General features: G+C 56.0%; 24 protein-coding genes and 2 pseudogenes. 15 read left to right on the top strand and 11 right to left on the bottom strand.

Annotated elements, in window-relative coordinates; genetic code table 11:
- Positions 1-35: 35 nt before the first annotated feature.
- Entirely contained in the window at positions 36-869 is an 834-nt protein-coding gene (locus tag ACQZ5N_RS18895) for an ABC transporter substrate-binding protein (protein WP_425644433.1), read from the bottom strand.
- Between the two features lie 227 nt (positions 870-1,096).
- Here ACQZ5N_RS18895 and ACQZ5N_RS18900 point away from each other — a divergent pair, with 227 nt between their 5' ends.
- From ACQZ5N_RS18900 to ACQZ5N_RS18910, 3 genes and pseudogenes are all read left to right on the top strand, one after another.
- The gene (locus ACQZ5N_RS18900; RefSeq protein ID WP_448733767.1) at positions 1,097-2,161 is read left to right on the top strand and encodes a LacI family DNA-binding transcriptional regulator; all 1,065 of its coding nucleotides are present in this window, start codon (positions 1,097-1,099) and stop codon (positions 2,159-2,161) included.
- A 1,356-nt stretch (positions 2,162-3,517) separates the two neighbouring features.
- The gene (locus ACQZ5N_RS18905; RefSeq protein ID WP_448733768.1) at positions 3,518-3,655 is read left to right on the top strand and encodes a hypothetical protein; all 138 of its coding nucleotides are present in this window, start codon (positions 3,518-3,520) and stop codon (positions 3,653-3,655) included.
- A 63-nt stretch (positions 3,656-3,718) separates the two neighbouring features.
- A pseudogene (locus ACQZ5N_RS18910) lies at positions 3,719-3,967 on the top strand (LysR substrate-binding domain-containing protein); the annotation flags it as partial.
- Positions 3,968-4,009: 42 nt separating this feature from the next.
- Here ACQZ5N_RS18910 and ACQZ5N_RS18915 read toward each other — a convergent pair.
- Positions 4,010-4,155: pseudogene (locus ACQZ5N_RS18915) on the bottom strand (recombinase family protein); the annotation flags it as partial.
- Positions 4,156-4,162: 7 nt separating this feature from the next.
- Entirely contained in the window at positions 4,163-4,285 is a 123-nt protein-coding gene (locus ACQZ5N_RS18920) for a hypothetical protein (RefSeq protein WP_425644429.1), read from the bottom strand.
- A 216-nt stretch (positions 4,286-4,501) separates the two neighbouring features.
- On the opposite strand from ACQZ5N_RS18920, the gene ACQZ5N_RS18925 reads away from it, so the two are divergent.
- Complete coding sequence (locus ACQZ5N_RS18925) at positions 4,502-4,750, top strand: type II toxin-antitoxin system VapB family antitoxin (RefSeq protein ID WP_448733769.1); 249 nt, start codon at positions 4,502-4,504, stop codon at positions 4,748-4,750.
- On the top strand, positions 4,747-5,160 hold the full coding sequence (locus ACQZ5N_RS18930; protein WP_425644426.1) for a type II toxin-antitoxin system VapC family toxin: 414 nt from the start codon (positions 4,747-4,749) through the stop codon (positions 5,158-5,160). The genes ACQZ5N_RS18925 and ACQZ5N_RS18930 overlap by 4 nt, the downstream gene beginning before the upstream one ends.
- A gap of 15 nt (positions 5,161-5,175) precedes the next feature.
- On the opposite strand, the gene ACQZ5N_RS18935 is transcribed toward ACQZ5N_RS18930, so the two are convergent.
- Together ACQZ5N_RS18935 and ACQZ5N_RS18940 are read right to left on the bottom strand one after the other, a co-directional pair.
- Positions 5,176-6,330: a site-specific integrase gene (locus tag ACQZ5N_RS18935; RefSeq protein WP_448733770.1), complete on the bottom strand. Its 1,155-nt coding sequence runs from the start codon at positions 6,328-6,330 to the stop codon at positions 5,176-5,178.
- A complete protein-coding gene (locus ACQZ5N_RS18940; protein ID WP_425644423.1) occupies positions 6,330-6,617 on the bottom strand; it encodes a DUF7673 family protein in 288 nt (95 codons plus the stop codon). Before ACQZ5N_RS18940 ends, ACQZ5N_RS18935 begins: the two co-directional genes overlap by 1 nt.
- A 170-nt stretch (positions 6,618-6,787) precedes the next feature.
- Between ACQZ5N_RS18940 and ACQZ5N_RS18945 the strand changes: the two genes are divergently transcribed.
- The 4 genes from ACQZ5N_RS18945 to ACQZ5N_RS18960 all read left to right on the top strand — a co-directional run bounded on the left by ACQZ5N_RS18945 (position 6,788) and on the right by ACQZ5N_RS18960 (position 11,775).
- The gene (locus tag ACQZ5N_RS18945; protein WP_448733771.1) at positions 6,788-7,921 is read left to right on the top strand and encodes an RHE_PE00001 family protein; all 1,134 of its coding nucleotides are present in this window, start codon (positions 6,788-6,790) and stop codon (positions 7,919-7,921) included.
- Between the two features lie 113 nt (positions 7,922-8,034).
- Positions 8,035-9,291 (top strand): dsDNA nuclease domain-containing protein, encoded by a 1,257-nt coding sequence (locus ACQZ5N_RS18950; protein WP_448733772.1) that lies wholly within the window; start codon positions 8,035-8,037, stop codon positions 9,289-9,291.
- 2 nt (positions 9,292-9,293) lie between these two features.
- Entirely contained in the window at positions 9,294-9,860 is a 567-nt protein-coding gene (locus ACQZ5N_RS18955; protein ID WP_448733773.1) for a hypothetical protein, read from the top strand.
- On the top strand, positions 9,850-11,775 hold the full coding sequence (locus ACQZ5N_RS18960; protein WP_448733774.1) for an AAA family ATPase: 1,926 nt from the start codon (positions 9,850-9,852) through the stop codon (positions 11,773-11,775). Before ACQZ5N_RS18955 ends, ACQZ5N_RS18960 begins: the two co-directional genes overlap by 11 nt.
- A 97-nt stretch (positions 11,776-11,872) precedes the next feature.
- Here the strand turns inward: ACQZ5N_RS18960 and ACQZ5N_RS18965 are convergent, their stop codons facing one another.
- Genes ACQZ5N_RS18965 through ACQZ5N_RS18975 form a run of 3 tightly spaced genes read right to left on the bottom strand, consistent with a single transcriptional unit; the run spans position 11,873 to position 13,588 of the window.
- Positions 11,873-12,352 carry a hypothetical protein gene (locus ACQZ5N_RS18965; protein ID WP_263825752.1) on the bottom strand — a complete coding sequence of 160 codons (480 nt, stop codon included), beginning with the start codon at positions 12,350-12,352 and terminating at the stop codon, positions 11,873-11,875.
- A 5-nt stretch (positions 12,353-12,357) separates the two neighbouring features.
- Positions 12,358-13,263: an ImmA/IrrE family metallo-endopeptidase gene (locus ACQZ5N_RS18970; RefSeq protein WP_448733775.1), complete on the bottom strand. Its 906-nt coding sequence runs from the start codon at positions 13,261-13,263 to the stop codon at positions 12,358-12,360.
- Between the two features lies 1 nt (position 13,264).
- Complete coding sequence (locus tag ACQZ5N_RS18975) at positions 13,265-13,588, bottom strand: helix-turn-helix domain-containing protein (protein ID WP_448733776.1); 324 nt, start codon at positions 13,586-13,588, stop codon at positions 13,265-13,267.
- Between the two features lie 176 nt (positions 13,589-13,764).
- Between ACQZ5N_RS18975 and ACQZ5N_RS18980 the strand changes: the two genes are divergently transcribed.
- From ACQZ5N_RS18980 to ACQZ5N_RS19000, 5 genes are all read left to right on the top strand, one after another.
- Positions 13,765-14,961 (top strand): nucleotidyltransferase domain-containing protein, encoded by a 1,197-nt coding sequence (locus tag ACQZ5N_RS18980; protein WP_448733777.1) that lies wholly within the window; start codon positions 13,765-13,767, stop codon positions 14,959-14,961.
- A gap of 3 nt (positions 14,962-14,964) precedes the next feature.
- The gene (locus ACQZ5N_RS18985; protein ID WP_448733778.1) at positions 14,965-15,456 is read left to right on the top strand and encodes a hypothetical protein; all 492 of its coding nucleotides are present in this window, start codon (positions 14,965-14,967) and stop codon (positions 15,454-15,456) included.
- On the top strand, positions 15,457-16,584 hold the full coding sequence (locus ACQZ5N_RS18990) for an SAVED domain-containing protein (protein ID WP_448733779.1): 1,128 nt from the start codon (positions 15,457-15,459) through the stop codon (positions 16,582-16,584). It begins immediately after the preceding gene.
- 102 nt (positions 16,585-16,686) lie between these two features.
- Positions 16,687-17,847, top strand: a complete 1,161-nt coding sequence (locus ACQZ5N_RS18995; protein ID WP_448733780.1) for a DUF2235 domain-containing protein — start codon at positions 16,687-16,689, stop codon at positions 17,845-17,847.
- 70 nt (positions 17,848-17,917) lie between these two features.
- Complete coding sequence (locus tag ACQZ5N_RS19000; protein WP_448733781.1) at positions 17,918-19,792, top strand: hypothetical protein; 1,875 nt, start codon at positions 17,918-17,920, stop codon at positions 19,790-19,792.
- Positions 19,793-19,829: 37 nt separating this feature from the next.
- On the opposite strand, the gene darG is transcribed toward ACQZ5N_RS19000, so the two are convergent.
- From darG to ACQZ5N_RS19015, 3 genes are all read right to left on the bottom strand, one after another.
- The gene (gene darG / locus ACQZ5N_RS19005; RefSeq protein ID WP_448733782.1) at positions 19,830-20,873 is read right to left on the bottom strand and encodes a type II toxin-antitoxin system antitoxin DNA ADP-ribosyl glycohydrolase DarG; all 1,044 of its coding nucleotides are present in this window, start codon (positions 20,871-20,873) and stop codon (positions 19,830-19,832) included.
- Positions 20,873-21,643 carry a DUF4433 domain-containing protein gene (locus ACQZ5N_RS19010; protein ID WP_448733783.1) on the bottom strand — a complete coding sequence of 257 codons (771 nt, stop codon included), beginning with the start codon at positions 21,641-21,643 and terminating at the stop codon, positions 20,873-20,875. Before ACQZ5N_RS19010 ends, darG begins: the two co-directional genes overlap by 1 nt.
- A 135-nt stretch (positions 21,644-21,778) precedes the next feature.
- On the bottom strand, positions 21,779-22,684 hold the full coding sequence (locus tag ACQZ5N_RS19015) for a LysR family transcriptional regulator (RefSeq protein ID WP_448733784.1): 906 nt from the start codon (positions 22,682-22,684) through the stop codon (positions 21,779-21,781).
- A gap of 64 nt (positions 22,685-22,748) precedes the next feature.
- Between ACQZ5N_RS19015 and ACQZ5N_RS19020 the strand changes: the two genes are divergently transcribed.
- Positions 22,749-25,583, top strand: a complete 2,835-nt coding sequence (locus tag ACQZ5N_RS19020) for an FAD-binding and (Fe-S)-binding domain-containing protein (RefSeq protein WP_448733785.1) — start codon at positions 22,749-22,751, stop codon at positions 25,581-25,583.
- The last annotated feature ends 48 nt before the right edge of the window (positions 25,584-25,631 follow it).

Here is a 25,631-nt window from a genome sequence, read left to right on the forward strand (position 1 = left end):
GGTCCGACCGGTGAAGGCCGGACCGGAAGGCGGCATCACTGCTTGGGAAGATACGCCGCCGGCATCGGTGTGCCGGGGAACCATTTTTCATGAAGCTTCTTCCAGGTGCCGTCCTGCATGGCCTCTTTCAGGCCCTTGTTGAGCGCCTCGCGCAATGCATCGTTCCCCTTATGGATGACGAAGCCGGCAGGCGCATCGAAGCTTGGAATGTTGACCGCAATCTTCAGCGCCGGATAGCGGGCGGAGTAGTCCTTTGCCGCCTCGAAATCGAGGAAATGGGCGTCGACCGTGCCGTTGTTGAGCGCAGAAACGGCTGAGTTGTTGTCCGGGAACTTGACGAGATCGGTGCCAGCAAAGTTCTTCTCTGCATAGATTTCCTGCAGCGTGCCCTGCACGACGCCGAGACGCTTGCCCTTGAGGCCTGCCGCATCGGTGATGCCAGCCTCCGAAGTCAGGACACTCAGGAAACCTGCGAGATAGCCATCGGAGAAATCAACGGTCTCCTTGCGCTTGGCCGTCGTGCCAATTGCGGCGGCCGCAACATCAAAGCGGCCGTTGGCGACAGACGGCATCAGCGCCGAGAATTCCTGACCGGTGAAGACCACCTGCTCCTTCTTGAAGCCGAGGCGTCCGGCAACGTTGAGGAAAAGCTCGATGTCGAAACCGGTAAAGTTACCGTCGGCAGTGGTAAAGGCATAGGGCTTGGCGTCACCCATCGTTCCGACACTGATGGTGGTGGGATCAATGAGGCCAAGTGGATTGTCGGCAAGCGCCGGGGTCGTTGCGCCTGCGAGGACACCGAGCGTGACCGCGATGGCGGTGGCGCGGATTTTGGTAAAGGGAGAAGTGAAGGCTTCGGTAAATCGCATTGGTTTCGTCTCCTCTGGTGTCGTTGTCTGCGATGTATTCAAGGCGCACGGGTCCCATCCGGAAAACGACACGACGTCGCCTGCCCGGCCCATGCAGTTCGCAAGTCGGAAGTCTTCTTCTGTTATTGAGACCGGTCTCAAAGAGAAAGAGACCGGTCTCTTTGAGTGTTGGCAATTGTTATCTTCGCATTTGCCACTCGTCAAGTTCTCTTGTAAGGCTACCGTTCATGGACAAGAGCCTATCTAAATCTCCTTCCGTCACCGTGGCTGACGTCGCACGCAAGGCCGGCGTCTCGAAGGCAACGGCTGCACGCGTGCTTGGCGGCTACGGAACTGTCAGCGACAGGGTGCGCGAGGCTGTCACAGCTGCCGCAAGTTCCCTTGATTATCGCCCCAATGAGCTTGCCCGCAGCATGACGACGGGCCGCTCCGGCACAATCGGCGTCGTAGTGGGGGATATCGAGAACCCCTTCTTCAGCCTCGCGGTACGCGGCATCACGGATATCGCCCGGCAGGCGGGCTTTACCGTCATTCTCATCAATTCGGGCGAGGACGCGACGGCGGAGAAGGCCGCGATCCGCACATTGCTTGCCAAACGCGTCGATGGCCTGATTGTTTCCCCTGCCAAGGAGAATGATGTCGATCACCTCAGGGAAGCTATCCGTTCAGGCTTGCCACTCGCATTGCTCGACCGTTGCGGCGAGGCGTTGGACGTAGATACTGTCATCGCCGACGACCAGAACGCTGCAGAGAATATTACCCGCCAGCTGATCACACTTGGCCACCGCCGCATCGCCTATCTTACCGCCTGTGACACACCGGATCATCGCTTCCATACGCCGCGGGACATCAGCACCGGTTCGGTGCGGCGCCGCATCGAAGGGTATCTTGGTGTCTGCCGTGAGGCTGGCCTTATCGGTATGGAGGACTGGGTGAAGGTTGGGGCCGTTACACCGGAACGCACGCACCGGATCATTATCGAAATGTTCCAGTCGGGACACCGTCCAACGGCGATCATTGCATCGGACAGTATAATCGGTCTTGAAGTGTTCAAAGCACATCGTGAATTGAGATTAAATATTCCGGGTGATCTATCTCTGGTGTCGTTCCATGACGCGGACTGGACATCTGTAACCACCCCCCCGGTTACTGTCGTGCGGCAACCCGTCTACGAACTGGGAGCGACAGCGGCCAAGCTCTTAGTTGAGCGATTAAATGGCGAAGATCGGGCCGCCCGCAAGGTGGTTCTAAAAACCGAGGTCGTTGAACGCGCTTCCACGCAGGCCATTTGACATTAACCGTCGCCCCTGGCCCTTGGATTTCCACGTTGCTTCCGTTTGTGGCATGGCCGCGACGTCCTCAATCATCGCAGGACCAACGTGCGGCCCTTGGGTTGATACTGTCGAAGACGCACCAGCCATCAGGGGCAACCGGTTTGGAAAGGGATTCGATCTCCTCGTCACCGCAGACGGAATAGTAATCTTTTGGTGCGCCGTGCAGACAAGTGTATCCTGGCGGCGTGTTGAAAGCTTCTGTAGGCCTCACGAGAGAGGCATACCGTTGCAGGCCCCTCCCCTTCTCCGGTATTGATCATGCGGTGGTATCACTGACGGGTAAGTCACTTCCGGCTATCTTGCAGATGCGCGTTGTTAACGAACTGGCGCTTCGGACGTTCCCGGCGCATTTCCCGTTTACGGCGAATAAAATGACACCGGGCGAGTTTGAAGAGTTCCACGGTTGCGGCGAACCTCGTCATCCCGCAACGGCTTTTCTGGCGTTACCGGGGGGCTCGCGGTTATGCCGCCTTGGTTTGCGGCGGTTGATACCGCCGTTCTGGTTCGCGCTCGACCGGAGAGATTCACCTTGGTGGAGTGCCAAAATTGAGCCCGTTGTTCTTCCACATCGTAGACATGCCGGCACTTGGGAAGTGGCTCTTTTGGTAGCGTACTATCATGCCGGTCAGTGGCCCCTCCCCTGCCCGCCTTCCCTCCCCCGTCCCTGCGAAAGTATGTCGGCTCTCTTTTGTGGCCGAGCTATGCCAAGCGGTGTTTTTCGCAAGGCAATATTGAGCTCTGCGGCATCCCTGCTCCACCTGAGCTGCGTTCCAAGCGAATTTTTCACTTTTGCAAACCTTGTCAGCTGACAAGGTTTTGGTGCGGCGTGCCAATTGCTTCCTAATTCGCCCGGGTTCTCTCGGTGCAACTCCGTTGGCTTCGGAGGCTAACAAGGGCGACTCAGCGATTTGAAAACCTTGTCAGCTGACAAGGTTTTCCAGAGGTGCCTTCCAAGCCAAGCAGTGAAGACCGCACCCACTGGTATCAAGAAATGGACATGCCGTCGACTGAAGGGACTTATTCAAGGTAACGATGAAATACATGTAGCCGCGCTTGAGAATCCGACCTGCCGTGGTCGAGGCGCTTGCACTTTCCAGGCACGCCGCCCCACTTGGCAATGTCGGACAGTCCAGATCGCGCGGCATTTGTCCCGTCTGCCTGGAGGGCGATCGGCAAAGCGGCCGCGATCAATACGTTCGCAGATGCTGGTCGCGCTCCGAGACCGTGGCTTGCCCCATCCACCGAGTTTGCCTGCGCTTCTCCTGCATGAAATGTTTCACGCGATACGACTTCCGGTTCGAATATCGGAATGGATTGGCCGAGCTGATTTGCTCCGGCGGCCTGGCACCTGTCGCGTGCACCGCCGACACACTTTTTGAGGCCCGTCACGCCGACCTGCTCATCGCGACGATGGAGGCGACCGATGATGCCGAGAAGGGAAGGGCGGGCTAACGCCTTGGAGCGACTCTGCGAACAGCGGAAAACCCGAGATTACCTTCTTCCGCGTATCCCGGTATCGAGCTGGAGCTGGCGTTTGAAGGCCGCTTTGTCGATATCGTCGCTGAGGGGTATGACGCTGGCATCCGCATCGGCGAAGTGATCGCGCAAGACATGGTGGCTGTAAGGCTCACTGAACCTTCGCCGCTGACTGTCCTGGGATCTCCGGCGTATTTCGCCCACAGAGGTAAACCGCTACGTCCGGAACAGCTCAGTGAGCACGCCTGCGTCAACGTCCGGCTGTTCGGGGGGCCGGTCTACCGCTGGATGTTCAAGGAGCGATCCGGACAAGGGGATTCGCTAAGTTTTTCCATGGATGGCAAAGGCCCGCCCGCAGCCGGCGGCGCGCAACTTGTCCATCTGAGCGTCATGGACCTGATCGTCGGTCGAGACGCGTCATAGCCGATAAGCCGTCTGGGTGCTGACGATGGATTTTCGCCTGGCCGTTTTACCATGGTTTTCTCACGCGTTTTCAGGTGCTTTGTACAGATAAGGAATGCGCGAGAAAATGAACAGTTGCAAGCGGGGCCCATGATCGGAATACAACGTCGTCAGGCTCGAAATGCGGCGGTCGATGGATGCCATTCAGATAGCCAGCATGAAATGCGTTCTGGTGGCCGTCTTTGGCAGAAATTGTTTAAAGTGTGGCGTTTGTGTTGGTCTTCAGGCGCAACGAACATGCATGATGGCAAAAACGCAGGGCTAAATATCAGAAACGCCTGAAAGCCATCAAGATGGCATATACCATCTTGATGGCTGTCTCAATTTAAGTTCGATTGGATTCAGACGAAGGAGCATTCAATGGTAACACCGCAACTATCTGTCCGCAGTTCCAAAGCGCGCGACCTCGCCCACAAGCTTGCCCGCCGAGAAAATCGCACGATTGCCGATATTGTCGAGCGCGCGCTCGACACCTACGACGCTCGTGAGGCGGGACGTGAACCCGCTGCGAAATTCTATAGCTGTCTTTCATCGCAGTCGGGTACGGATATCGATTTCGACAGTATCATCGATGAAAACAGACGCGTTCACAAAGGCGTCGAGCTTTGATTTTTCTCGACACGAATGTGATGTCGGAGACTTTGAAGAAAGCTCCCGATTCTGCGGTTATAGCATGGCTGGTTCGTCACGACGCCGAATTGGCATTGCCGACGGTTGCAGTTGCTGAGATCGCTTTTGGTATTCAAAAGATCAGGCCGGATCAGCGCGCAGATCGCCTGGAAGAGGGACTTGTGAGCTGGCGTCGCCGGTTCTCCGACAAGATGTTTGCCTTCACGGAAGAAGCAGCATTGGCCTATGGCGATATCATGGGAGACGCTGCGCGGCAGGGGAGGGGGGTGTCGGCTCCGGACGGCATGATCGCGGCGATAGCGCGGATCAATGGTGGCCGGTTGGCGACCCGAAACCTCAAAGGTTTCGAGACAACAGGGCTCGAATTGATCTCGCCCTGGCAATTCTGACAGTGAGACCCGATCCTACAACAATCGGGCCGCTCGCCCGCTTCTGCGTGTAGCACTGTTATAATAGCTGGATGCTTGCTGAACGGATCGGTGGCGTGATTGCTCCATCGCCTCGGGGAGGGGAATGCCCCGGTTGGCAGCCTCGGTCAAATACCCTGAGCGCAACCCATGCGCCGAAAACTCCGCCGGATCCAACCCCGCCATCTCCGCCCGCTGCTTGAGGATCGCATTGACCGACTGCGGATCGAGCGCCCGCTTCGACACCGTTCCCCATCGGCCGATCCCCCTGAAGACGCTGCCCTTGTCGATCTTCGCCGCCGTCAGCCAGACATTCAACGCCTCGACAGGTCGTCCAGTCAAATAGACCACGTCGTCCTGCTCGCCGGTCGTGGTTTTGGTTCGACCTAGATGGATGGCGAGTGAGAGGAGGAGAGGGCCGGTTTCGGTCTCGATTGGAGACTCCACGGTCAGTTGTTCCAGGCGCAGCCCTGCGATCTCGCTGCGTCGGCGGCCGCCGGAGGCAAAGGCGACCATCAGGATCGCCCTGTCCCTGACATCGCGCAAGCTGTCGCTAGCGCAGGTTGCCAGCAGCTTGGTCAGCACGTCGCCTGTGACCGCCTTGGCGCTCTTGCGGCGACGCGGCCGAGGCACGGCACGCACGGTGAGCCGAATGGCCGATTTGAGGGAAGGGGAGGAGAAGGCGCCAGAAAGTCCACGCCATTTCGTCAGAGTTGACCAGCTGGCCAGCCGCCGGCGCACCGTATCCGGGGCGTGCGGGCCGACGGCTTTCAGAAACCCCTGGCTGCGCAGGTTGTCATCGACATCGGCCGGCATGCCATGATCGGGATCGTCGACCCGCTTCTGCGGATCCCACAAATGCTGAGCGACAAACTTTAAAAGCAGCGCCTCGGGGGCGGGCCAGGGCAGTGATCTTTTCGTCGCGGCCAAAGCCCAGGCTTCGAGATAGGTGAGATCGGAAGTCAGGGCCCGAAGTGTGTTCGCGCCCATGCCTTCGTTGACCAGGTGCCGCAGCGTCTCGACATCCTGGTCGGTCAACAATTCCGCGAGTTCGTCACGACGCTCTATCGGTAGCACCGAGGCGATGGTATCGAGTTCGACGCCACGGCGTTCGACCGGCGACAGCGACGCTGGTTTTTTTGGGGTCGCCATCAGTCGATCTCGACATGTGGCCGCCAGCGGCGAATGATCTGAATGATCTCTGGCTTGTAGGCGTCAGGGTAAATGAGCCCGTCTTCACGGGCGAGGAAGGTGAAAACGGTCACCATGTCGTCGGCAACCTCGCGATCGACATTGGCGAGATCGGTTAGGTCGAAGCCGCCATGTACTTCTGCATTCCACCAGGCCAGGAGGAAGTTGGCGACGCGCCCACCCTGGCCGGTATCCTGATGGGCGACATTGAGTAGTTTTTCGAGGGCGAAACGGACGCGATCTTCCATGTCTGGGAGCCTTTGCAGAGCGTGATTTGGCTCAGATTAAGTGAATTTGCGGGCTTTGTCGATCTACCAACGATAATGAAGACTTATCGATGGTTATGAATCCAACCCACAATCGTACCATGTGGCGAACCGTAATATTTATCTAGAGTTCCTTTAGTAAATCATTTACCATGATTTCAATGGCTTACGATCTCGCGCAAATCAGCATGACAGCCCTGATCCGGCCGGCTTTCGACGCCGGCGTCGCGTTCACGCGTCTCGACGAGCGCATCGCCCGTTCGCCGGTCGGTCTCGGCTGGATCGAACGCCAGAATTTTGCCGATGCCTGCGCCTCGCTGTGGATTGACGGCGAACTCGTCCACCTCGAAGACCTCGTCCTTCACGACGCCACCCGCGACATCCGCACGCCCACCCACGAACTCACCATCGCCCGCGACGTTTTGAGAACCCGTCGGCGTATCGCTGCGCAGTCGCCGGACTGGGCGCTGTCCGCAGAGGGTATTCGCACTTTGCGACAAACGTCAGACATCACGTCGGCCGGCGACGCCGAGATAGAGGCAGCCGGCGTCATTCGGCCCGCGGCCGCTGAAAAAAGTCTGGAAGGGGAGGGGGACGATGTCGACGACGACGAGAACCTTCCGGGTGTCGACTACGCCGCCATCGACGCGGTGCTGGCCCGATCGGAGGCGGCGATTGTACGAGCCAAAATGCCCGGCCGGACTCCGGCCGATCCGCTGGTCTATGATCTCGACTGGGACGAGGATGCCCGGCTCGACGAGTGGCGTGGTGTGCTGCGCCAGGCAGAAAACCTGCCCGCGGCCCTGCAGGTGATCATCGCCCTCGATGCCTGGAACGAGCTCTCCGTCCTGCAACATGCACCCTGGCTTGGCCGACAATTAGCTGCTTCGATATTGCGGCAGGCCGGCGTCACGTCAGGCGCCCATCTTGCCGCCATCAATACCGGCCTCAGAACCATCCCGGTGGATCGGCGCCGGCATCGCGATCGGGAAACCCGGCTGCTGGCCATCGCCCACGGATTTTTGGCGGCCGCCGAGATCGGCATCAAAGAGCATGACCGGCTGACGCTGGCAAAAACGATGATGGACCGAAAACTGGAAGGACGGCGAACCTCCTCGAAATTGCCGGAGCTGGTCGATCTGGTGATGGCGAAACCGCTCGTGTCGGCCGGCATGGTAGCGAAAACGCTAGACGTGACGCCGCAGGCGGCGCGGCGGATCGTATTGGAGCTAGGGTTGCGCGAGATGACCGGAAGGGGGAGGTTTCGGGCGTGGGGCGTGCTGTGACGTCGCCGTTGAGCTTTATCTAAACGTCTGATGCAGGAAGTTCATTGAGCGCGATTGACAATACGAAAGAACAATTCGAAGTTGTTCTGAAACAAGCATAGCCGGGTCCTATTTTGCAGACTGCCTGCCCATCTGTACTGCTAGATCTTGAAGATCCGGGTGATGATGTAATCGCGCGGTTTAGGTACCAATTCAGCCACGTCGCTATCCAAGCACTCAAAATGGTCGTTGAGCCACAATGGGCTAAAGCGATAATCTGCGAGAATTTTGAAGATTTTATCATCGAGCGTCACGCGGGCACCTTTTCGGCAATTCAAGTAAAATCGCGCGAGCGACACTTGTCACCATTTAAGCTGAATGAACTAGCAGTCGAAAAGGCTATTGTCCGCTTCGTCCGTCTTGATCTCCGCTTCCCAGGTATCTTCGACGAGTTTGTATTCGTCACAAACCATGAGATGTGGATCGAAAAGGAGAACGATTCCAATCTTGTTTGGCTGTTGGATGAGATTGAGCGCCAACCCTCTGTAAAAAGGCTAAAAGCCACCAATCCGAAGAAAATCGCCATTGACCGCTTGTGTAAAGCGTCTGGCGCCGATGCAGATAGTGTGATCGCCACATTATCGCGAACGCGGTGCAACCCGCAGAAGCAAGATATCAAAACAATCGATCGAGCAGTCGAGCATGCTATCGTCGAGTGCGAACAATGTTCAGACCTCCAGCATAGAACCGTTCTGAGGCTCGTCGACGACCTTATCGCCGCGGCATTTCATGCCTCTTCGAAAGGTAGAAATACCTTCGTACCTTCGCTCTATGCGGCTGACGTCGACTACGCCAGCGTCTTCGAGAAAGCGGCATTGCAAGGAAAGACGCTCGGACGCGAGATGGTGCAGGCAATTATCGCCGATCGATTGGAGCCGGTTGACGAACCCTTGGCCATAACCGATCTCCTTGTGCATTCAGATCTGCCAGTGGGGCTTTCCCGCATGGTCCAGAAGATGGCCGCGGGCGGCGTCCAGCTCGCTAGAATAAATCACGTGCAGGACCTGGTTCGAAGTTTCGAAGCGCTGAAGGTGCGGTGGGCCACCCGATATGGTGGCGACAAAGCGAAAGAGATGGTGAATGACCTGTTGGCCAGGACGCTCACCGAGTGCGTTGAGGCACACGTGGAGGCTGAAGCTGCCGCGTCGGGCATGAGTTATGGCTCTTCACAGTTTTCACTGATGAAGGCGAAGTTGGAAGCTCGGTATGCTCGTGAGCAGGCGACACTTTACGGATGTAAGCCCGATCACCTGATCGGAGCAGCAGGTCTTCTGACTGAATACTGTAAAGTGTGGTGGTCGTCACCATTTGAACTATTGGCGGAGGCATGACGATGGATCTGATCGACATCGTCTCGTCGCTTGAGCAGAATGAGGAGCTTCATCTCGCGCGGCTATTGGTGCTTTTGAATGCCTTTATGAAAAAAGACGCCAGCGCGGTCGAGGGAATAACTAAACTTGCAAAGCTGGACTTCCTATTGAGATACCCATCGTATTTCGAAGCCGCGCTTGAGAAGAGAGGTGTGCAAAGGGCTAAGCTCCAAGTTGCAGATTTTGAACGAAAATCCATCGAAGCTACTATGGTCCGGTACAGATTTGGCCCGTGGGATCACCGATACCGACGTTTCCTTAACAATCTTGCGGCGCGCGGATTCGTTAGCTTCAAGGTTGAGGGGCGTAAGATATCGATCGACCTGACAGATTCAGGCGTAGCTATCGCCGAGACATTGTCCAAGCAGGCGGAGTTCGAACAGTTGGTGTTTCGATCTTCCATGCTTGCCAAGCATCTCGACCTGTCAGCAACCAAGCTGATGAATTTTATCTACGATACTTTTCCAGAACTAAATTCTATGCAGCTGAATGACGAAATCGATGCAACGGGGCTCATCGGTGAAAATTAGCATTGTTCATCTTAAACTGCTTTGCCGAGGCTCTGAAGAATTAATCACCTTCGGACCGAAGATCTCATTTTTCCATGGCCGGATGTCGAGCGGAAAGTCAACGATCGTTGAAATGATAAATTTCTGCCTCGGAGGAAGGCTTGTAAAGACGCCGGCCGTTTCATCCGAGGTGCTAAAGGCGCAGCTGACCGTCCGTTTGGGCGATACTGAGGTTCTCATAGAACGTGCAATTCCGGCGTCAAACGTGGAAGTAAGCTGGGAGCAAGATGGAAACGTTTTTCGCGAAGTGCTGCCTCTCCAAGCGGGAGAAAGGGCGATAATCGGTGACGACGTCTTCAACCTTAGCGACTTCCTGCTTGTGCGTATGGGAAGCGCGCCGATGAAGGTGCGTAAACGGAAAGCGGATGAAGACTCGGAACTGCACAGACTTAGTTTTAGAGACTTCTATCGGTTCTGCTACCTTGACCAGCCCCATCTTGATTCAAGCTTGTTCGCCTTAGAGCAGCCGATCAAGGCCGAAAAGTCGAAGGATGTTCTGAAATTCGTTCTCGGCTTTCAGAGCGATGTGCTCACGCAGTTACAGCAGGAGCTTCAGGAAAAAAGACAGGAGCAGCGCTCTCTGCGAGAGGCCGCGAAACAGATCCGCGAATTCCTCAACACCTACGGTTTCGCTTCGGAAGCGTCTATCGACAGCCAAGTTGACGAGATCAACGGCTTGACCGAGAAGCTCGAAATTGAGCGAGCAGCCCAGGAGGCACCGACGGAATTCGTCGAGGATAGCCTGCGCAACGAGGCAGTTCGCCTGGCAGAGGCTTACCAGCTTAAAGCCGCAGCGATAGAAGACATTCGTGCGCGCCAGGAAGAACAGGAAGCACTTCGTTCCGAACTAATCATCTTGAAGATGAAAGCGGCCAGAGCAGCGAGTGCTTCGAAACTCTTGCAAGGAGCTACCTTCAAAGCATGCCCGTGTTGTGGAACGTCAGTTACGACCAAGAGTCCCCCTGGTCACTGCTATCTGTGTAAGGCCGAGACCGATTCTGACGACGAAGGGGACATGCCATCTTCCGCCGTCGAACAGGATTTGTCAGACCGTATCGATGACTTGGACATATCGTTACGAAGGTTATCGAACTCGCTGAGAAATCAATCGCGGTCACTTTCGGAGATCCAGGCGAAGCGTGCCGAAATATCTCGCTCTATCGATTCCGTACGACAAAGTGTGGAATCGCAATACCTGCAGCGGGCGCGTCAGATCGAGAGCGAACTGGGTAAGTTAAACGAACGAAGAAGATTTCTCATGCACGTCAGGGCAATGCCAGCGGACATTGAGGCGAGAATGGCGAGTGCAGACAAACTTTCCACCGATATTGCAAAAATTATGCGCAATATCAGTGAGGAAGAAGAGAAATTCGAAAAGGGTCGTATCCATGTCAAGGCTCTAGAAGAGAACTTCAAATCCATATTGCGAGCCATAAAGTTTCCGGAGATCGGCGATACTGACGGTATTCACATCAACACGCGAACTTGGCTTCCCTACATTTATCCGGAGGGGAATTTTGATGCCGCCTGGACTTTTTACGATGTAGGTAGCGGCGGCAAGGCGGTGCTTTTCAAGATTTCGTACGCGCTTGCTATTCACAAAACTGCTGCGGAACAGAAACTTCCCATACCTCAGCTACTAATCGTGGATTCAACGATGAAAAACATTACGCCTGATATCAATCCGTTGGTGTTCAAGAATTTTTACAAGGAATTGTATCGGTTGCTGAACGCTGAATTGATTGATTGGCAGTGCATAATCGTAGACCAGACATTTAGTCCCTTCGAAGGCTTTAAGACCGGCACGTTTGAACGGAAGATGGTCGTAGATGATCCCGAGTATCCACCGCTGATTAGTTATTATCGAGGGCACTGATCCAAAGGAAGCCGTGTTTGTAGGCCCTTGCTTCCAGCCACTTCTCCTGAAGGAGCTCTCCTTTCTTGCACGTCACGGTAGACTTGTCCCGAGTAGGTTAGCGAGACTGATGCGCTCCCCGGCGCTGGACAATCGTTTGATTCAAAATTCGGCGATTGATCTTCTGCTTCCAGTTCAGCTGCGCTGGCGAGAGCTTTCTCTTGAGCTTTGTCTGTTTAAGAAACCGATATTCCTTCTCGTCGTAGAGATATCCCATTCGGTACGCGTGCTCGATCAAGTCATCGTTTGCATTGGCAGAAGGGTCCGCCTGTATGCGCTTCAGGCCCTCAAAGAGATTGCCGGTGTTGATGCCTACAAAGCGATTGATGCAGACGTTGCCAACGTAAGTCGTCGCTCCGTTTAGGCGATTTCGGATGTAGCAATGCTCAAGAATGTCCTGACCGCAAGGGCATTGGTCGAACTCCTCGCTTATCTCAACGCCAACCAACTGCCATTCCAAGCGGGCCGTTTCGAACATTTTTGAAACCGACAAAGGGAGGATGTGCGCTTTCAGGCGTTCAAAGTTGTGGCTTTCCATTGTGATCAGCGCCTTTGATATTTTTCCTGCTGAGCACGCCAGCGGTCGCGAGCCGTCAAGTCCTCTCTTTCATCCTGTTCCTCGTCAGCCTCCTCGTGCCAGAGCATGATCAGCGCATAGCCATTTTTCTGAAGGCAGACCTGTTCACTGACCGCCGGAGCGCGTTGTCCGCGCGGCACATCAATCCATACATCCGGCAGTCTTTCATCGATCTCACTGGGAGTGCCGACCCGAAGATCTCTTCGGTAGAATAACGAACCTTGTGGAACCGGCTTGTTGCGGCTTGCTGTGATGAACGGAAAGCGTTTCCGATTATGATATATCCGGCCGACTTTCGCATCCTTCACAATAATGAAGGCCAAGGATTCAGGGTGATACTCGGCATATGCCCGGGCCATGGCTTCTTTGCTGACCTTAAACTCCTCAGCAAGCTCGAAAACGTGCTCAAGGCTCGGCGACGATTGCTTCTTGAAATACTCACGAAGCTTCGGCGGCGGCATTAGGATTAGGGAAGAGAAGCGGTTCGCCTCAACTTCCATCTTTGCGCGCCGGTCACTTTCCTTGGCGGACAGGGTTTGCAGATCCTGTCTTGAGCAAAGGAAGCGACCGTCCTGGTCCGGCACATGATTGGCAATCAAGAAGTGCCCGAGCTCATGGCCGATTGTAAAGCGGCGCCGCGGCTGGTTCACGCCGCGCTTCACCAGGATGATCCCGCGGCTCCGACTGCTGTCGGTGATCAACCCGCCCTCGAAGCCTTCGGTTTCCAATTCAGCTATTTCCTCGATCTCAAGCTGCAATGCCAGCTCCTCGATCGGAACTGGCACTCGAAACTCGGGCTCATGCTTCAGGATGAGACTGACGAGCCCTTCGGGCGATCCGGTGTCAGCTAAATCCATCCGCATCACGCTCATGTCATTTTTCCTTTGGAGCCTTAAGTCGATCCATCAACATCTGGATCGTTTCCCGATCTTGTGGGGCCAGCGTCTTGAGGTCTCGGTACATGGCAACCAGCGCCGGGTCCTCACTCTCGCCTTCCGGGTTTTCCCCGACGAGATCGGCAATCGAAACTCGAAAATGCGTGGCGAGCTTAGTGAGAAGGTCGATAGACGGATTGGTGCTGCGGCCGGTTTCCAGATCGTAGACGTGGGTTTTCGATGCTCCAATAGCGTCTGCCACATCCTGCAACGACTGCCGGTTTTTCCCTCTTAGTTCTTTGAGCTTGGTAGCCAAAGACATTCTCAAATGCTCCCTTGAATCGCTTAAGGCGCGTGCACTCTCGCGCCGCGCCGTTCGATCTATCTGTACGAAAATATAACACAGGGATTGACGGAAACAAGCGTTAGATTTATCTGTACGAAATGATAGGTGCGAATCTTACGCAATCGACCCCTCTACGGGGACTGGAGGCATGAATGCTTCATGATCAGCGACTTATTCTACGTGCGGGAATGCTCATCGGTGCGCTTGAGCGGATGTGCGCCACACTCGAAATCTCGCAGTCCCAAACCACTCTCGCTCAGGAGCGCTACGAAGGCGTTGGGGGTTGGCTCGCGGAGTCTGATGACCCGCTGCTGAAGGCGATCGGAATATCCCTCCAGGGTTCGACCGCCATCGGAACGACCGTGAAGCCGATCGGCAGCAACGAGCATGATGTCGACCTGGTGGCGCATGTTCCAGGTCTTGGAATCTGGGTTGAGCCGGCTGTCCTGAAGAAAGCGATCGGTGATCGCTTGAGGGAGAACGGCCACTACAAGCCATTGCTCATCGAGATGGGCCGCTGCTGGCGGTTGGTATATGCCAACGAGTTCCACCTGGATATTACGCCATCGATTCCCAACCGTGATTGCAACATGGGCGGCGAGTTAGTTCCGGACCGCGCCCTAAAGGTCTGGAAGCCCTCAAACCCGAAAGGCTACAAGGCACTTTTTCTGGAAAGAGTAAAACTGGTGCCCCGGTTTCGGGTGATGAAAGGCCTTCAGGCCGAAGATCGGGCGCACGCCAGTGTGGAGCCCTATCCCGAGCAGGACCAGTTCAAGGGCATTTTGCAGCGGATCGTCCAGATTCTTAAGAGGCATCGAGACGTCTTCATTCTGGCAAACGACCTCGACGTGTCCCTCTCGCCCATATCTGTTCTTGTTACCACTGTGGCCTCCCAGAGCTATGAGTATTGCGTCCGAACCAACGTCTACGACAGTGAACTGGATTTGCTGGTCGATGTGATCCGGCGCATGCCAGATTTCATCGAGATTCGCATAGTTGACGGCCGGACGCACTGGTTCGTGTGGAACGAGACCACCAAAGGCGAGAACTTTGCCGAGAAATGGAACGGCGATCTGAAACGGGCCGAGGTGTTCTATACGTGGCACGCCCGTGTGCTCGATGACATCGGCAGACTGAGGGATGCTGAGGGGCTGGACGGCCTGAAGCAGCGTCTTTCGGATTCCTTTGGGCCGGCTCCAGCGAAAGCAGTGATGGACTCCATAACCGACGAAATCTCGCTGTCGCGTCGGAACGGCGCGCTCACCGTCGCACCGCATGTCGGGCTCGTGACCGGCCTTGCTTCAGCAACCGCCACGCCGGTGCGGGCGAACACGTTCTTTGGCAGGTAGCTCATGCGCTTTTCCGAGCCGAAGCCGCTAACCGCCGCCCAGCAGTTCCTTCTTCTCAGGAAGAACCTGCTGTCAGCTGGCGACGGCACCCTTGGCTCAGGCTGCCTTGAATGGCGCTTCCGCGCAACGCCGACTCCATTGTCCCGTATATACGGGGCACGCCTGGAATTTGCGTCTAACCGATCGCCCCGGGTTTACATTGAAACTCCGGACCTGGTGCTGCTGGCAGGTGGAAAGAAACTTCCTCACGTCTACGAGCAGAGCCCCACGCGCGTATGTCTTTATCTGCCCCGAACATATGAATGGCAGCCCTGGATGAGGTTGGATCAGACCATCGTCCCCTGGACGTCGCTGTGGCTGTTTTACTTCGAGGACTGGCTAAGTGAGGGCGAATGGCGAGGTGGAGGAGAGCATCCCGAGCCACAAGACGTCGAGCGCCGCATTAGCCGGAGCCGCTTGCAGCGCCGACATCCCCTTCGCGAAAGGATTGCGTAAATGGCGAAGACGAAAGTCGATCAGAAGACGCAACGGGCGCTTTGGGCGCGCGCCGCCGGCCGCTGCCAGTATCGTGGCTGCAACTGCGAACTTATTGGAGAGCTGCTGTCTGGCAAGGAGGATAAGATGTTCGGCTTCGTCGCACACATTGTTGCCGACTCACCGAACGGCGCGCGAGGACATCCGACCCGGTCCGCTCTTCTCGCGAAAGATATTTCAAATCTCATGTTGCTCTGCGCGAAACACCATCGTCTCATCGATGACGAAGCACCTGATGATCATCCGGAGGAACTTCTCCTGCGGATGAAGGACGACCATGAGCGGCGGGTGCGTATCGCAGCTGGTATTCAGCCAGACCGGACATCTCATGTGATCCGTTTCGGCGCGAATATCGGCATGAACGAGGCGCTTGTCGCAAGGGAGGACATTTTCGCCTCCATGCAGCCTGATCGCTCCCCGGCGTCCTTCGACACCATCGATCTGGAAATGCTTGGTCTTTCGCTCGATGATGCCGACGAACAGTATTGGCAGATTCAGCAGACGAACCTCCAGCGGCAGTTTGCCGAAAAAATCCGGGGCCGGATCGAACGGCAGCAGATCACGCATGCAAGCGTCTTCGCGCTTGCGCCTCAGCCGCTCCTGATCGAATTGGGAAGGCAGCTTTGCGACATCCTGCCCGCCGAGGTTCATCAACGACACAGAGAGCCTGCGACATGGAAGTGGCAGAACGACAGTGCGCCGATCGAGTTCCAGGTCGAGGCGCCCACCGAGGTTTATTCGACGGTGGCCCTGATTCTGGGTTTGAGCGCGACAATATCGAAGGAGCGTATTGATACCGTTTTGGGCCACGATGTTTCTGTTTGGTCACTCACCACCACCTCGCCGCATAACGACATCATGCGAAACTCCGGAGACCTCTCGCGCTTTCGCCAGGAACTGAGACGGCTTTTTGACAGAGTAAAGTCAGTGCACGGAGAAGGGGCAACGATAAACGTTTTTCCAGCCTTGCCGGTCTCTGCGGCGGTGGAACTTGGACGCGTGTGGATGCCAAAGGCGGATTTGCCAATGATTGTTTTTGACCAGAATCGGCGCGTCGGTGGTTTCGCATCGGCTCTGCGGATCCAGTGACAGGCCGCTGAGCTTATCAGAACAAGCTTCACAGGCATCCGCGAGCTAGTTGAAGAGATTGCTATCTGTGGTAGATTCTGACGGGGCGAGGGGTAGTTAACGGTGGCAAAGAACATCGTCATTTGCTGTGACGGAACAGGCAATGAAATCGGCGTGAGCATGTCCAGTGTCCTCAAGCTATACAGAATGCTTGAGAAGGACGACGATCAAGTTGTTTATTATGATCCCGGCGTTGGAACGTTGGGTCAACGAAAGACCTGGGGGAGAATTAGCCAGAACGCGAAAGGCGTTCTTGGACTGGCCACGGGCTATGGTCTGGACGACGATGTTCTGGGTGCCTATCGCTTCTTGGCCGAACATTACAGCGAAGGCGACCAGGTATTTCTTTTCGGCTTTAGCCGCGGGGCTTACAGCGTCCGTGTCCTTGCTGGTTTTATTTACCTCCTCGGTTTATTGCGCCCAGACCAACTGAACTACCTCGGCTACGCCTTTGCCGCTTACAAACGAGCCGCCATGGATGGGGAGGATCTTTCGGTAGCTTGGCACTTCCGGAGAATTGTCGGTGGACAGACGGTACCGATCAAGTTCCTTGGCGTCTGGGATACGGTCGCATCCGTCATCGTGCCGCGACCTGATCGCTTCTACATTCCAAGTTTGGAGACGCTGCCTTATACGCTGCAGAACCCGAGCGTCGAAGTCTTCCGTCAAGCCATTGCCATCGATGAATTTCGCCGGATGTTTCGATTGCGCAGATGGAAAGAGGACCAGGAATTCAAGCCCAACCGCTTTTCGACATCTGAGCCTCGAAAACAAGACATTCGTCAGGTTTGGTTCTCGGGCTGCCACTCTGACATCGGCGGCGGTTATCCGGAGAAGGAAAGCGGTCTGTCAAAATACCCCCTCCGTTGGATGGTCCAACAAGCCAAAGCGCACGGTTTGAACGTGAATACGTCGATGTTCAATCATCTCGTGGAAGGGAAGGCGAGGCGCGGTAGCGAGCACAGATACGCCGAGCCCAGCGCAAGCGCGGAGTTGCACATATCAGCAATCGGGGCTTGGCACCTTCTCGAGTGGCTACCGAAGAAGGTAAAATGGCGCGAGTGGCCGAAGCGGAAAGGCTTGTTTGGTTACTACCTGCCCCACTACGAGCCGCGATCTATTCCTGAAGGAGCGACGATCCATGAGTCAGTGCTCCAGCGGAAGGAGGCCGTGCCAGCCTATCGCCCGCAGAATTTGCCTGCGGCTTATGAAGTGGAGACGTGAGGATGTGGGGCGAACTGATGTTATTTAATCGCGTGTCGTTGCTGGTGCGCTGACGGATTGGGGGATGTCGATGGCGCTGTCCAGCGATCAATGTACGCCGTACTTATCGGTTTCGCTCTACAGAGCCAACGGAGAGGCCGTCGCATCCAGCGAATTGCTTACCGCAGTTCGCGATCTCGCAAGAGACAATGCTGACAAGAAAGGTACGGAAAGGCCAAGGTTCCCCGCGGTCCAAGACCCGTCCATCGAAAGTGACGGGACGACGGTTGCCTGGGCACACTACGTCGAAAAGCGATCGCCGAGTTGGTATGTTGGTGAAGGCATTGCAGACACGCTGAACCAACTGATCATTGTGGCTAGGCGGGGAGATTTATACGCCCTGCTGTTCTCGGATAATGGTCTTCGAGGCACCGTTGCAAAGAAAATCCTGCGCGCGGCCAATGGACCGTTTTCGAGAATTAGGCGGCTTAGTTCGAGCGAAATCAACAAGGCATTTGTTGAGAGGCAGGTCCGCACGCTTTGGCTCAGCGGCACACATCGTCGAACAGCGATCAAGCCTGACTCGAAAATTCTCTCAGGACTTGAGTTGGAGACCTCCCTCGATCCCCTTGGGGACCAGACATACTACTTCAGCTCGGTCCGCAGCACGATTTCCTTGTCCGAACATCACACAAGTGCCGTGGTCGGTGCGAGTCCAACCGGGAGCAGGATCTGGATTGGACCCACACGGTCTTGGGAGGAATTCATCGTAAACGTCGGTCTGGTCCTTGATCGAGCGGCAGACTACATGAGCGACGCGGCGCGACCGGACAGGCCGCTTCCCATCCTCGCTTCCGCTATAACCACACTGGATGGAATCGAGCAGCCTTACGATTTAGCGTTCATTGTGCCCGAACAAGTGGCTGATGGAGGCGGCCCTGCTGGCGAAGACGAACTTCGTTGGCTTCAGCAGTTCGGCGATGCCGCCAGATTTGAAGTCACGGCGGCGACCGGAAGCGCGAACTTTGAAGCGGACGTCTACTGGGCTGATGTGAGGCTCGGGCGGTTGGCCTACGAATTCGAGCAGACGCCGGGTAGCGATGTTCGTCTCAAGATTCGCAAGATGGATGGTTTCGACAATGAAGCCCGAGATGCCGAGATCCTCAAAATATGTCGGCAGCCAGACAACATCACGGTTTATTTCGACACTGGCCACACTTTCTCGCGTGGTCATTTCTATGAAACAAGATTCCGGGACGCCAGGTTCTCGGACTGGCGATGGGTCGCGATGGCCCATGATGAAACTGCGTTCTGGCAGGAGAAGCCTCTGGACGGGCAACGTTTTGCGGTGGAAAATACCGGCAATGCTCAGGACAATTCTCTTTTCGGCATGGTCGCCAGACATTGGCCGAACTTGGAAGACCGCGGCCAGCAAACTGGTTGGCTCGTTTGCGACGATGGCGCGATGGAATCCGCAGATTTCATCCACGTCAACGACACGAGCGACCCGCCTGAGCTCACGCTGATCCACGTGAAGGGCAGCGGTTCCAACCATGCCAATCGCGGGCTTTCCGTTTCTGATTATGAAGTCGTCGTCGGACAGGCGATCAAAAATCTCCGCCACGTTGATCGCGGACTGCTCAGAGAGAAACTGGCAGCGAACGCTGAAGGGGTGCTCCAGAATGCAGTTTGGCATGATGGGCAACGCCAAGAAAACAGGGAGGCACTGCTCGCGATGCTCGCTGGCTTAGGCTCTAATCTGAAAACGAAAGTGGTTGTGTTTCAGCCAAGAGTCCGGCGCACCGTCTTCAATAACATCCGTGGCAAGATGGCTGACGGCAACATCGTCGACGCTGATGTTCGGCGTATGCAGCAACTCGACGCTCTCCTTCTTGGAGCTCGGGCCGATTGCTTGTCTCTGAATGTGGAATTTGTGGTGATCGCGGACGCGGATGGCGAATCCTAACGGGTGCTCGCCATCGCGTCCGACTATTATGGCTGCGTCAATTCAAAAGACGATCTTCAGTTAGTCGATCAATAGCGACCCCGACCATTTTGGAGTCGAATTCCAAGCTTTTACGCTTGCTCCAATTACCCAGCGTATCAACAATCGCGTCAACACCTTTGATTTCTTCGTAGTTTGCAACAAAATGAACTGAGGACAAGAGCTCCAAGCCGTATGGGCTTTCGTAACCCTCTACGAGTCGGCTGAGGGCCGCAATCAGCTGCTCCGCGCGAACAAGGTCGTTTCGGCTCAGAAACTCTTGCGCTCGCCGAAGACCTTCCTTCGTCACGGTTGTTTGTCTCGCGCCAGCGATAAAACCGGAAATCAGGTCTTGCCGCTCCATCGCTATGAATGCCTCACGAAGACTTTCCGAATAGGGGCCGTATTCGTTTCGGGCGAACGGCAATCCGAAATCCACTCCCAGTTCCTGCAGAAAGTACGCTAACTTCTGCATCGTTATGCGAGTAAGGCTACCGTCAAAATGGATCGCCAAATCATTGAACGCTTTAAGAAGGACCGCGCGTTCGAATGTCATCCGGACCGTCGACGCTCTCACAGCTTCAATCGCGTCCTTCTCTCCTTCCGGAACGAAAACGATGAAATCTACATCCGTGACACGGCTCAACTTTTCGGTGATCAGAGGCTTCACGTCGCGCCAGTCAAGGCCTCCGTTGCCACAACCCAGTGGGGGTAGCACGACCGAGCGTATCTTCAGCCTGGACACCTGCTCAACAAAATCATCGAGGCCGGCTTCGATAAACTCGATCTTCGACTTCGCCCGCCAGTGATCCTTTGTCGGGAAATTTATCAGGAACTTCCGGCCGTCGGCATGAAACATGCCGGTGTTCTCGTGAACGTACACTTTGCCGGGTCGCAGGTCATGCTTGTCACACAGTCGCTTGTAAGCCTTGAAATTCTCGGGCCAACGGCGTTTAAACTCGAGCGCTACGCCTTTACCCATAACGCCGACACAGTTGACCGTGTTCACGATCGCTTCCGCGGGCTCTTCGAACATGTCGCCGGTTTTGAAGATCAGGGCCATCAGTAATAACATCCTGGTTTAACGTAGATGGGCAGATCGACGTTCGTTCCCTGCATCATACCCTCTACTGCGGTCTTGATAAGACCGGATTTGCAGATAATGCAATCAAACATTGACAAAGGAACGGCATCTCGAACTAAAAACTCCGCCATGCGCTTTTGTTTCCGATTTTGGTAGCGCGGAGGATCATCGCGATTATGCTGCCATGTCGTACATCCGGTATATCCAATTTCGGTTATCCGCCCCGCAATCGGAAACTCGTCGAACAGGTCCCAAGCGACATGATTTTCGATAGCGTCGAGATTGTTCGTGAATGAGGGAGCGGGAGCAAGCGAATTGCACGCTATGTTGCTGAACCAATATTCTCGTCCTGAATCGCGGAAATTTTCGACGTTTGCAACGAAAAACACCCTGTCATCCATTGTTGCCTTTCCCAGGAGAGCTCCGTCAGGTGATAGTGAATTCACATGCCCGCTATGGATCGCGTACGCCATGCCGGTCAACGGTGAGAAATAGAACGCAACATGGTCGTTAATGACGTGCCCGGCAGGGGTACTTAAGCCAGGACCACCGCGGCGGCTTACGATCTCCGCATATGATGCTTGATGGCAGAGTTGAGCTTGCGGATGGTTTTTTGAACGCAACTCACCATCTTTGAAAAACCGGGCGCAGTCCCTATGGTCTACCATGCGGAAAATGAAGCGTTTCGGCAAAGCGTGGATCCAGTTATCGGCTGACAGATCCCGAAGCAGTGTGCTTCCAAGATGCATTTATCTTTCAACTATACGTAGAGGATCTTAGCAATCTGTTGAACACCTATTTTCGCGATATTTCAACAGCTTCCGCAATGACGAAACGGGTCGCGGGTTCGATTCCTTTCAAGGCGATCGGCCATCAAACGAAATTCACTCCACCCGCGAAGCCCGTATTTTGTCTGCGAACGCGCGAGCCAGAGGTGATAGGCCTCGGTTCTTGGGCTCGAGGATGTACAACTTTCGTTGAAGCTGAAAGTCGCTGACCGGTACGAATGAGATCTTCGGATCGTTAAACAGATTAACCGCATTTTGAGGCAGGAGCGCCAATCCTATACCTGCGCGAACCATACAGAGTTGCGCGATGGTGGAATGAGCCTTTATGCGCGTGTCCAAGAGCTCCCTTGGCAGATCGCTATCTACCAATAGTTGCTGGGTGCCTGTCTGTGAAGCAAGGCCGATGAGAACGCGGTCCTTCAGGTCGTCGAGTTTGACGCGCGTTCGTGTCAGCACATCATCCACTGGGCATGCTAATCCAAAATCGTCGCGCATGAGTTCGTGTTGCAGAAGGTCTTGCGAATGAAGCGCACGGCCTGCCACCGCAATATCTAGTTTTCCCTCGATTACCATCTGCGCAAGTGTCTCGGCTATGTCGTCATACACGAGGCAATGCACCATTGGCTTCTCGGCAAGAAAATCGGCCAAAAGTGGTGCTACATGTTCGGAAATCGCGGAAGGCGAAGCGCCGATTTTCAGTTCTCCGTGCTCAATGCTGGCGCTCTGCCTTAGTCGCACCACCGCTTTGTCCATTTCGGCCAATAGTGGAGCTGTGTCAGCCAGAAAGGTGAGCGCCAACTGAGTCATGCTCGGTGGTCGCGTATTGCGATCGAACAGTGCAGCGCCCACCGTTTCTTCTAAATGCCGCACCAATTCCGACAGGGCGGATGGAACGATACCCAAGCGCTTCGCAGCAGCAAAAAAAGACCCTTCGCGAGCGATCGCATCCAACGCTCTCAAGTGTCTCAGGTTTATATTCAGGTTTTCTGAATTTAACTTCATCTATTTGCATTTTTATGAATGCCAGGCTTGTGGTCAAGTGCCTCCATTGACTTGGAGGTTGATAATGGCAGATGCCAAGGCTGCAGGTAATCGGATAAGAGCTCTCGCGGCCGCGCTTGAGGAAGCAGGTTTCGCTGGCGAAATCGAGACCGACTTGGCTTTGCGTGCGGCCATGTCGACGGACAATTCCGTCTATCAGATCAAGCCCGATCTGGTGGTCGCACCGTTTGATGCGGCCGATCTGGTGACGCTGCTGGATGTCATGGGTCAGCCGCAGTTCGCTGACGTTGCCGTAACTGCTAGGGGCGGTGGGACTGGTACCAATGGACAGAGTCTTAATACCGGCGTCATCGTCGACCTGCGTCGGCACATGAACGGTCTCATTGCCATCGATGAACGGGAAGGCTGGGCGGATGTGCAGCCCGGCATGGTGCTCGATGACTTGAACGAACAGATCCGTGAAACCGGCTGGTTTTTCGCGCCGGAAACCTCCACGTCCACCCGATGCACGATCGGCGGAATGGTCAATACCGACGCATCCGGCAAGGGGTCACGCGTCTACGGTAAAACCTCAGACAATATCCTGGGCCTCCAGATCGCACACCCGCAGGGGCTGCTCGATAGCCGCGAACCGGTTGCGGCGTGGGCCCAGCCAATGCTACACGCCGCCGAGGTGGCGGCACGGCGGGGCAGGTCGGCATTCGTTGCCAACACGCCGCGACTAAACCGGCGCTTTACCGGTTATGATCTTGAACGCGCCTGTGCCGACGAGGGGCGTTTTGAATGGTGGCGGTTATTCCTTGGTGCCGAAGGCACGCTCGGCATCGTCAGCGCCATTCGTGTGAAGCTGAGGCGGATCGATCGGGAAAAGCGTCTGATCGTCGCAGGTTTTGATGATTTCCGCTCGGCGCTTGCGGCGGCCGCACCGCTTCTCCGGGCCGATCCCACCGCGATCGAGGTGATGGACGAAACGGTTCAGGCGATTGCCGAACAGGCCGGGATCCTGCGTCGGTTGCCCGCCGCCCTGCATGCCGGTGCGGGTCAGAAGGTTGCCTATGTCTTCATAGAACTCAACGGCGACGATCCTGCGCATCTTCAGGTCAAGCTCGACGATTGCCGGCGGATCCTGGGCGGCCTTGCAGGGATCAGCGCCATCCATGTTGCTGGCGATCGGGCGGAGATTGCCGAGCTCTGGGCGATACGGTCGGCCGGCGTCGGCCTGCTGGGCAAGGTTGACGGTCTCGCACGACCGATCGCCTTTGTCGAGGATGCCGTTGTACCGCCGGAGAACCTGCCGGCGTTCGTAGACGAGTTTCTGGACATTCTGAAAACCAACGGGTTGGGGTTCGGAATTTACGGACACGTGGATGTCGGCTGCCTGCATATCCGCCCGGCTCTCAATATCGACAGGGCCGAGGATCGGGCGCGCATGGTAGCGGTTTCGGATGCAGTCTTTGCACTGACCCGCAAGCATGGAGGTATCTTCTGGGGCGAACACGGCAAGGGATTGCGCGGCGCCTACCTTCGGGATTGGATCGGGGCGGAAGCCTATTCTGCGCTGCAGGGTATCAAAGCGGCCTTTGATCCAGATGGGCGCTTCAATCCCGGCAAGCTAGTGACCAACAAGGTGCCGATCATGGGCATCGCGACAACACCGTTTCGCGCGTTCAATGCGCCGGACGGCGATCCGCTGACGCTTGCCTTCCGCTGTAATGGCAATGCCCAATGTCTGAGCTATGCGAAGACGACGCCCATGTGTCCGAGCTTCAAGGTCACGGCCGATATCCGTTACAGCCCCAAGGGCAGGGCGGATGCCCTGCGTACCTGGCACAAAGCCCGACGCGAGGCTGACGCTGATCTGCCCCTTCTGGAAAAGGACCTGCTGGAAACACTGGACAAGTGTCTTGGGTGCAAGGCCTGCGCGTCCTCCTGTCCCGTGCAGGTTGACATACCGTCTATGCGGCAGGCCTTCATGGCGGATTATTTCACACGCCACCCCCGACCGCTGGCGGACCGCCTCGTCCTAATGGCAGAACGGTTCAGCCCGGCGATCACGCGGCTTGCTCCGGTCCTTGCGCCCGTATGGCCGATTGCTTCGAGGATCGGTGGGTGGCTGACGGCGAGCCAGGATTTGCCGCGGCATCTGGCTTGGCTTCCCCGGGGGCTGCAAGTGCGCGAAGAAGACCTTCGTCCGGGACGGTTGCCTGAAAACACCGTGATCATTGCGCAGGACTGGTTCACGGCACTTTTCGATGGAGCGGTACAGCGGCAAGCAATCGCTGGGCTTGCGGCACTGGGTTACAATGTCCGCTTCCTTCCCATGCGGCCGGGCGGCAAGGTTGCGCTGAATCTCGGTGACACCGCGAGTTTTCGCAGCATGGCAGAAGCCCTTTCCCGTCAGTTGCACGCGGCGGCCAAGACCGGCCTTCCGCTCATCGCCGTCGAACCCGCCTTCGCCATGATGTTGCGCCAGGACTATGCTAAAGTGGGCATCGCTCTGCCGCTCGTCTCCCTGCCTCAAGAATTTCTTGCTAAGGAGGCCGGCCGGCGCGACTTCCCGAAGGCGCGTCTTAACAAGCCGATCAAGCTCCTATCGCATTGCACGGAGGCGACCGCCCTCCCGCAAACCGGGGCGCTGTGGAAGAAAGTGTTCGCGGCGATGGGGCTGGAGATGGATGCGCCGGCGACCGGGTGCTGCGGCATGGCGGGCTTGTTCGGGCACCAAAAACGGCATCAGCCGATGTCCCGCCGCCTGTTTGATTTTTCCTGGCGCAGCCATATTGAATCGCGGGATATAGTTGCCGCCACCGGATTTTCCTGTCGATGCCAGGCGAAACGCTTGTCCGGGACGCAGCCGAGCCACCCGCTGGGGATGATTGCCGACCTGCTCTCGCAGTAAAGGTGGACAAGGCGACTTGTCGGGATGTTATGTCCTTCGTAAGCTAAG

It is taken from the genome of Agrobacterium sp. 22-221-1 (genome assembly GCF_053522445.1).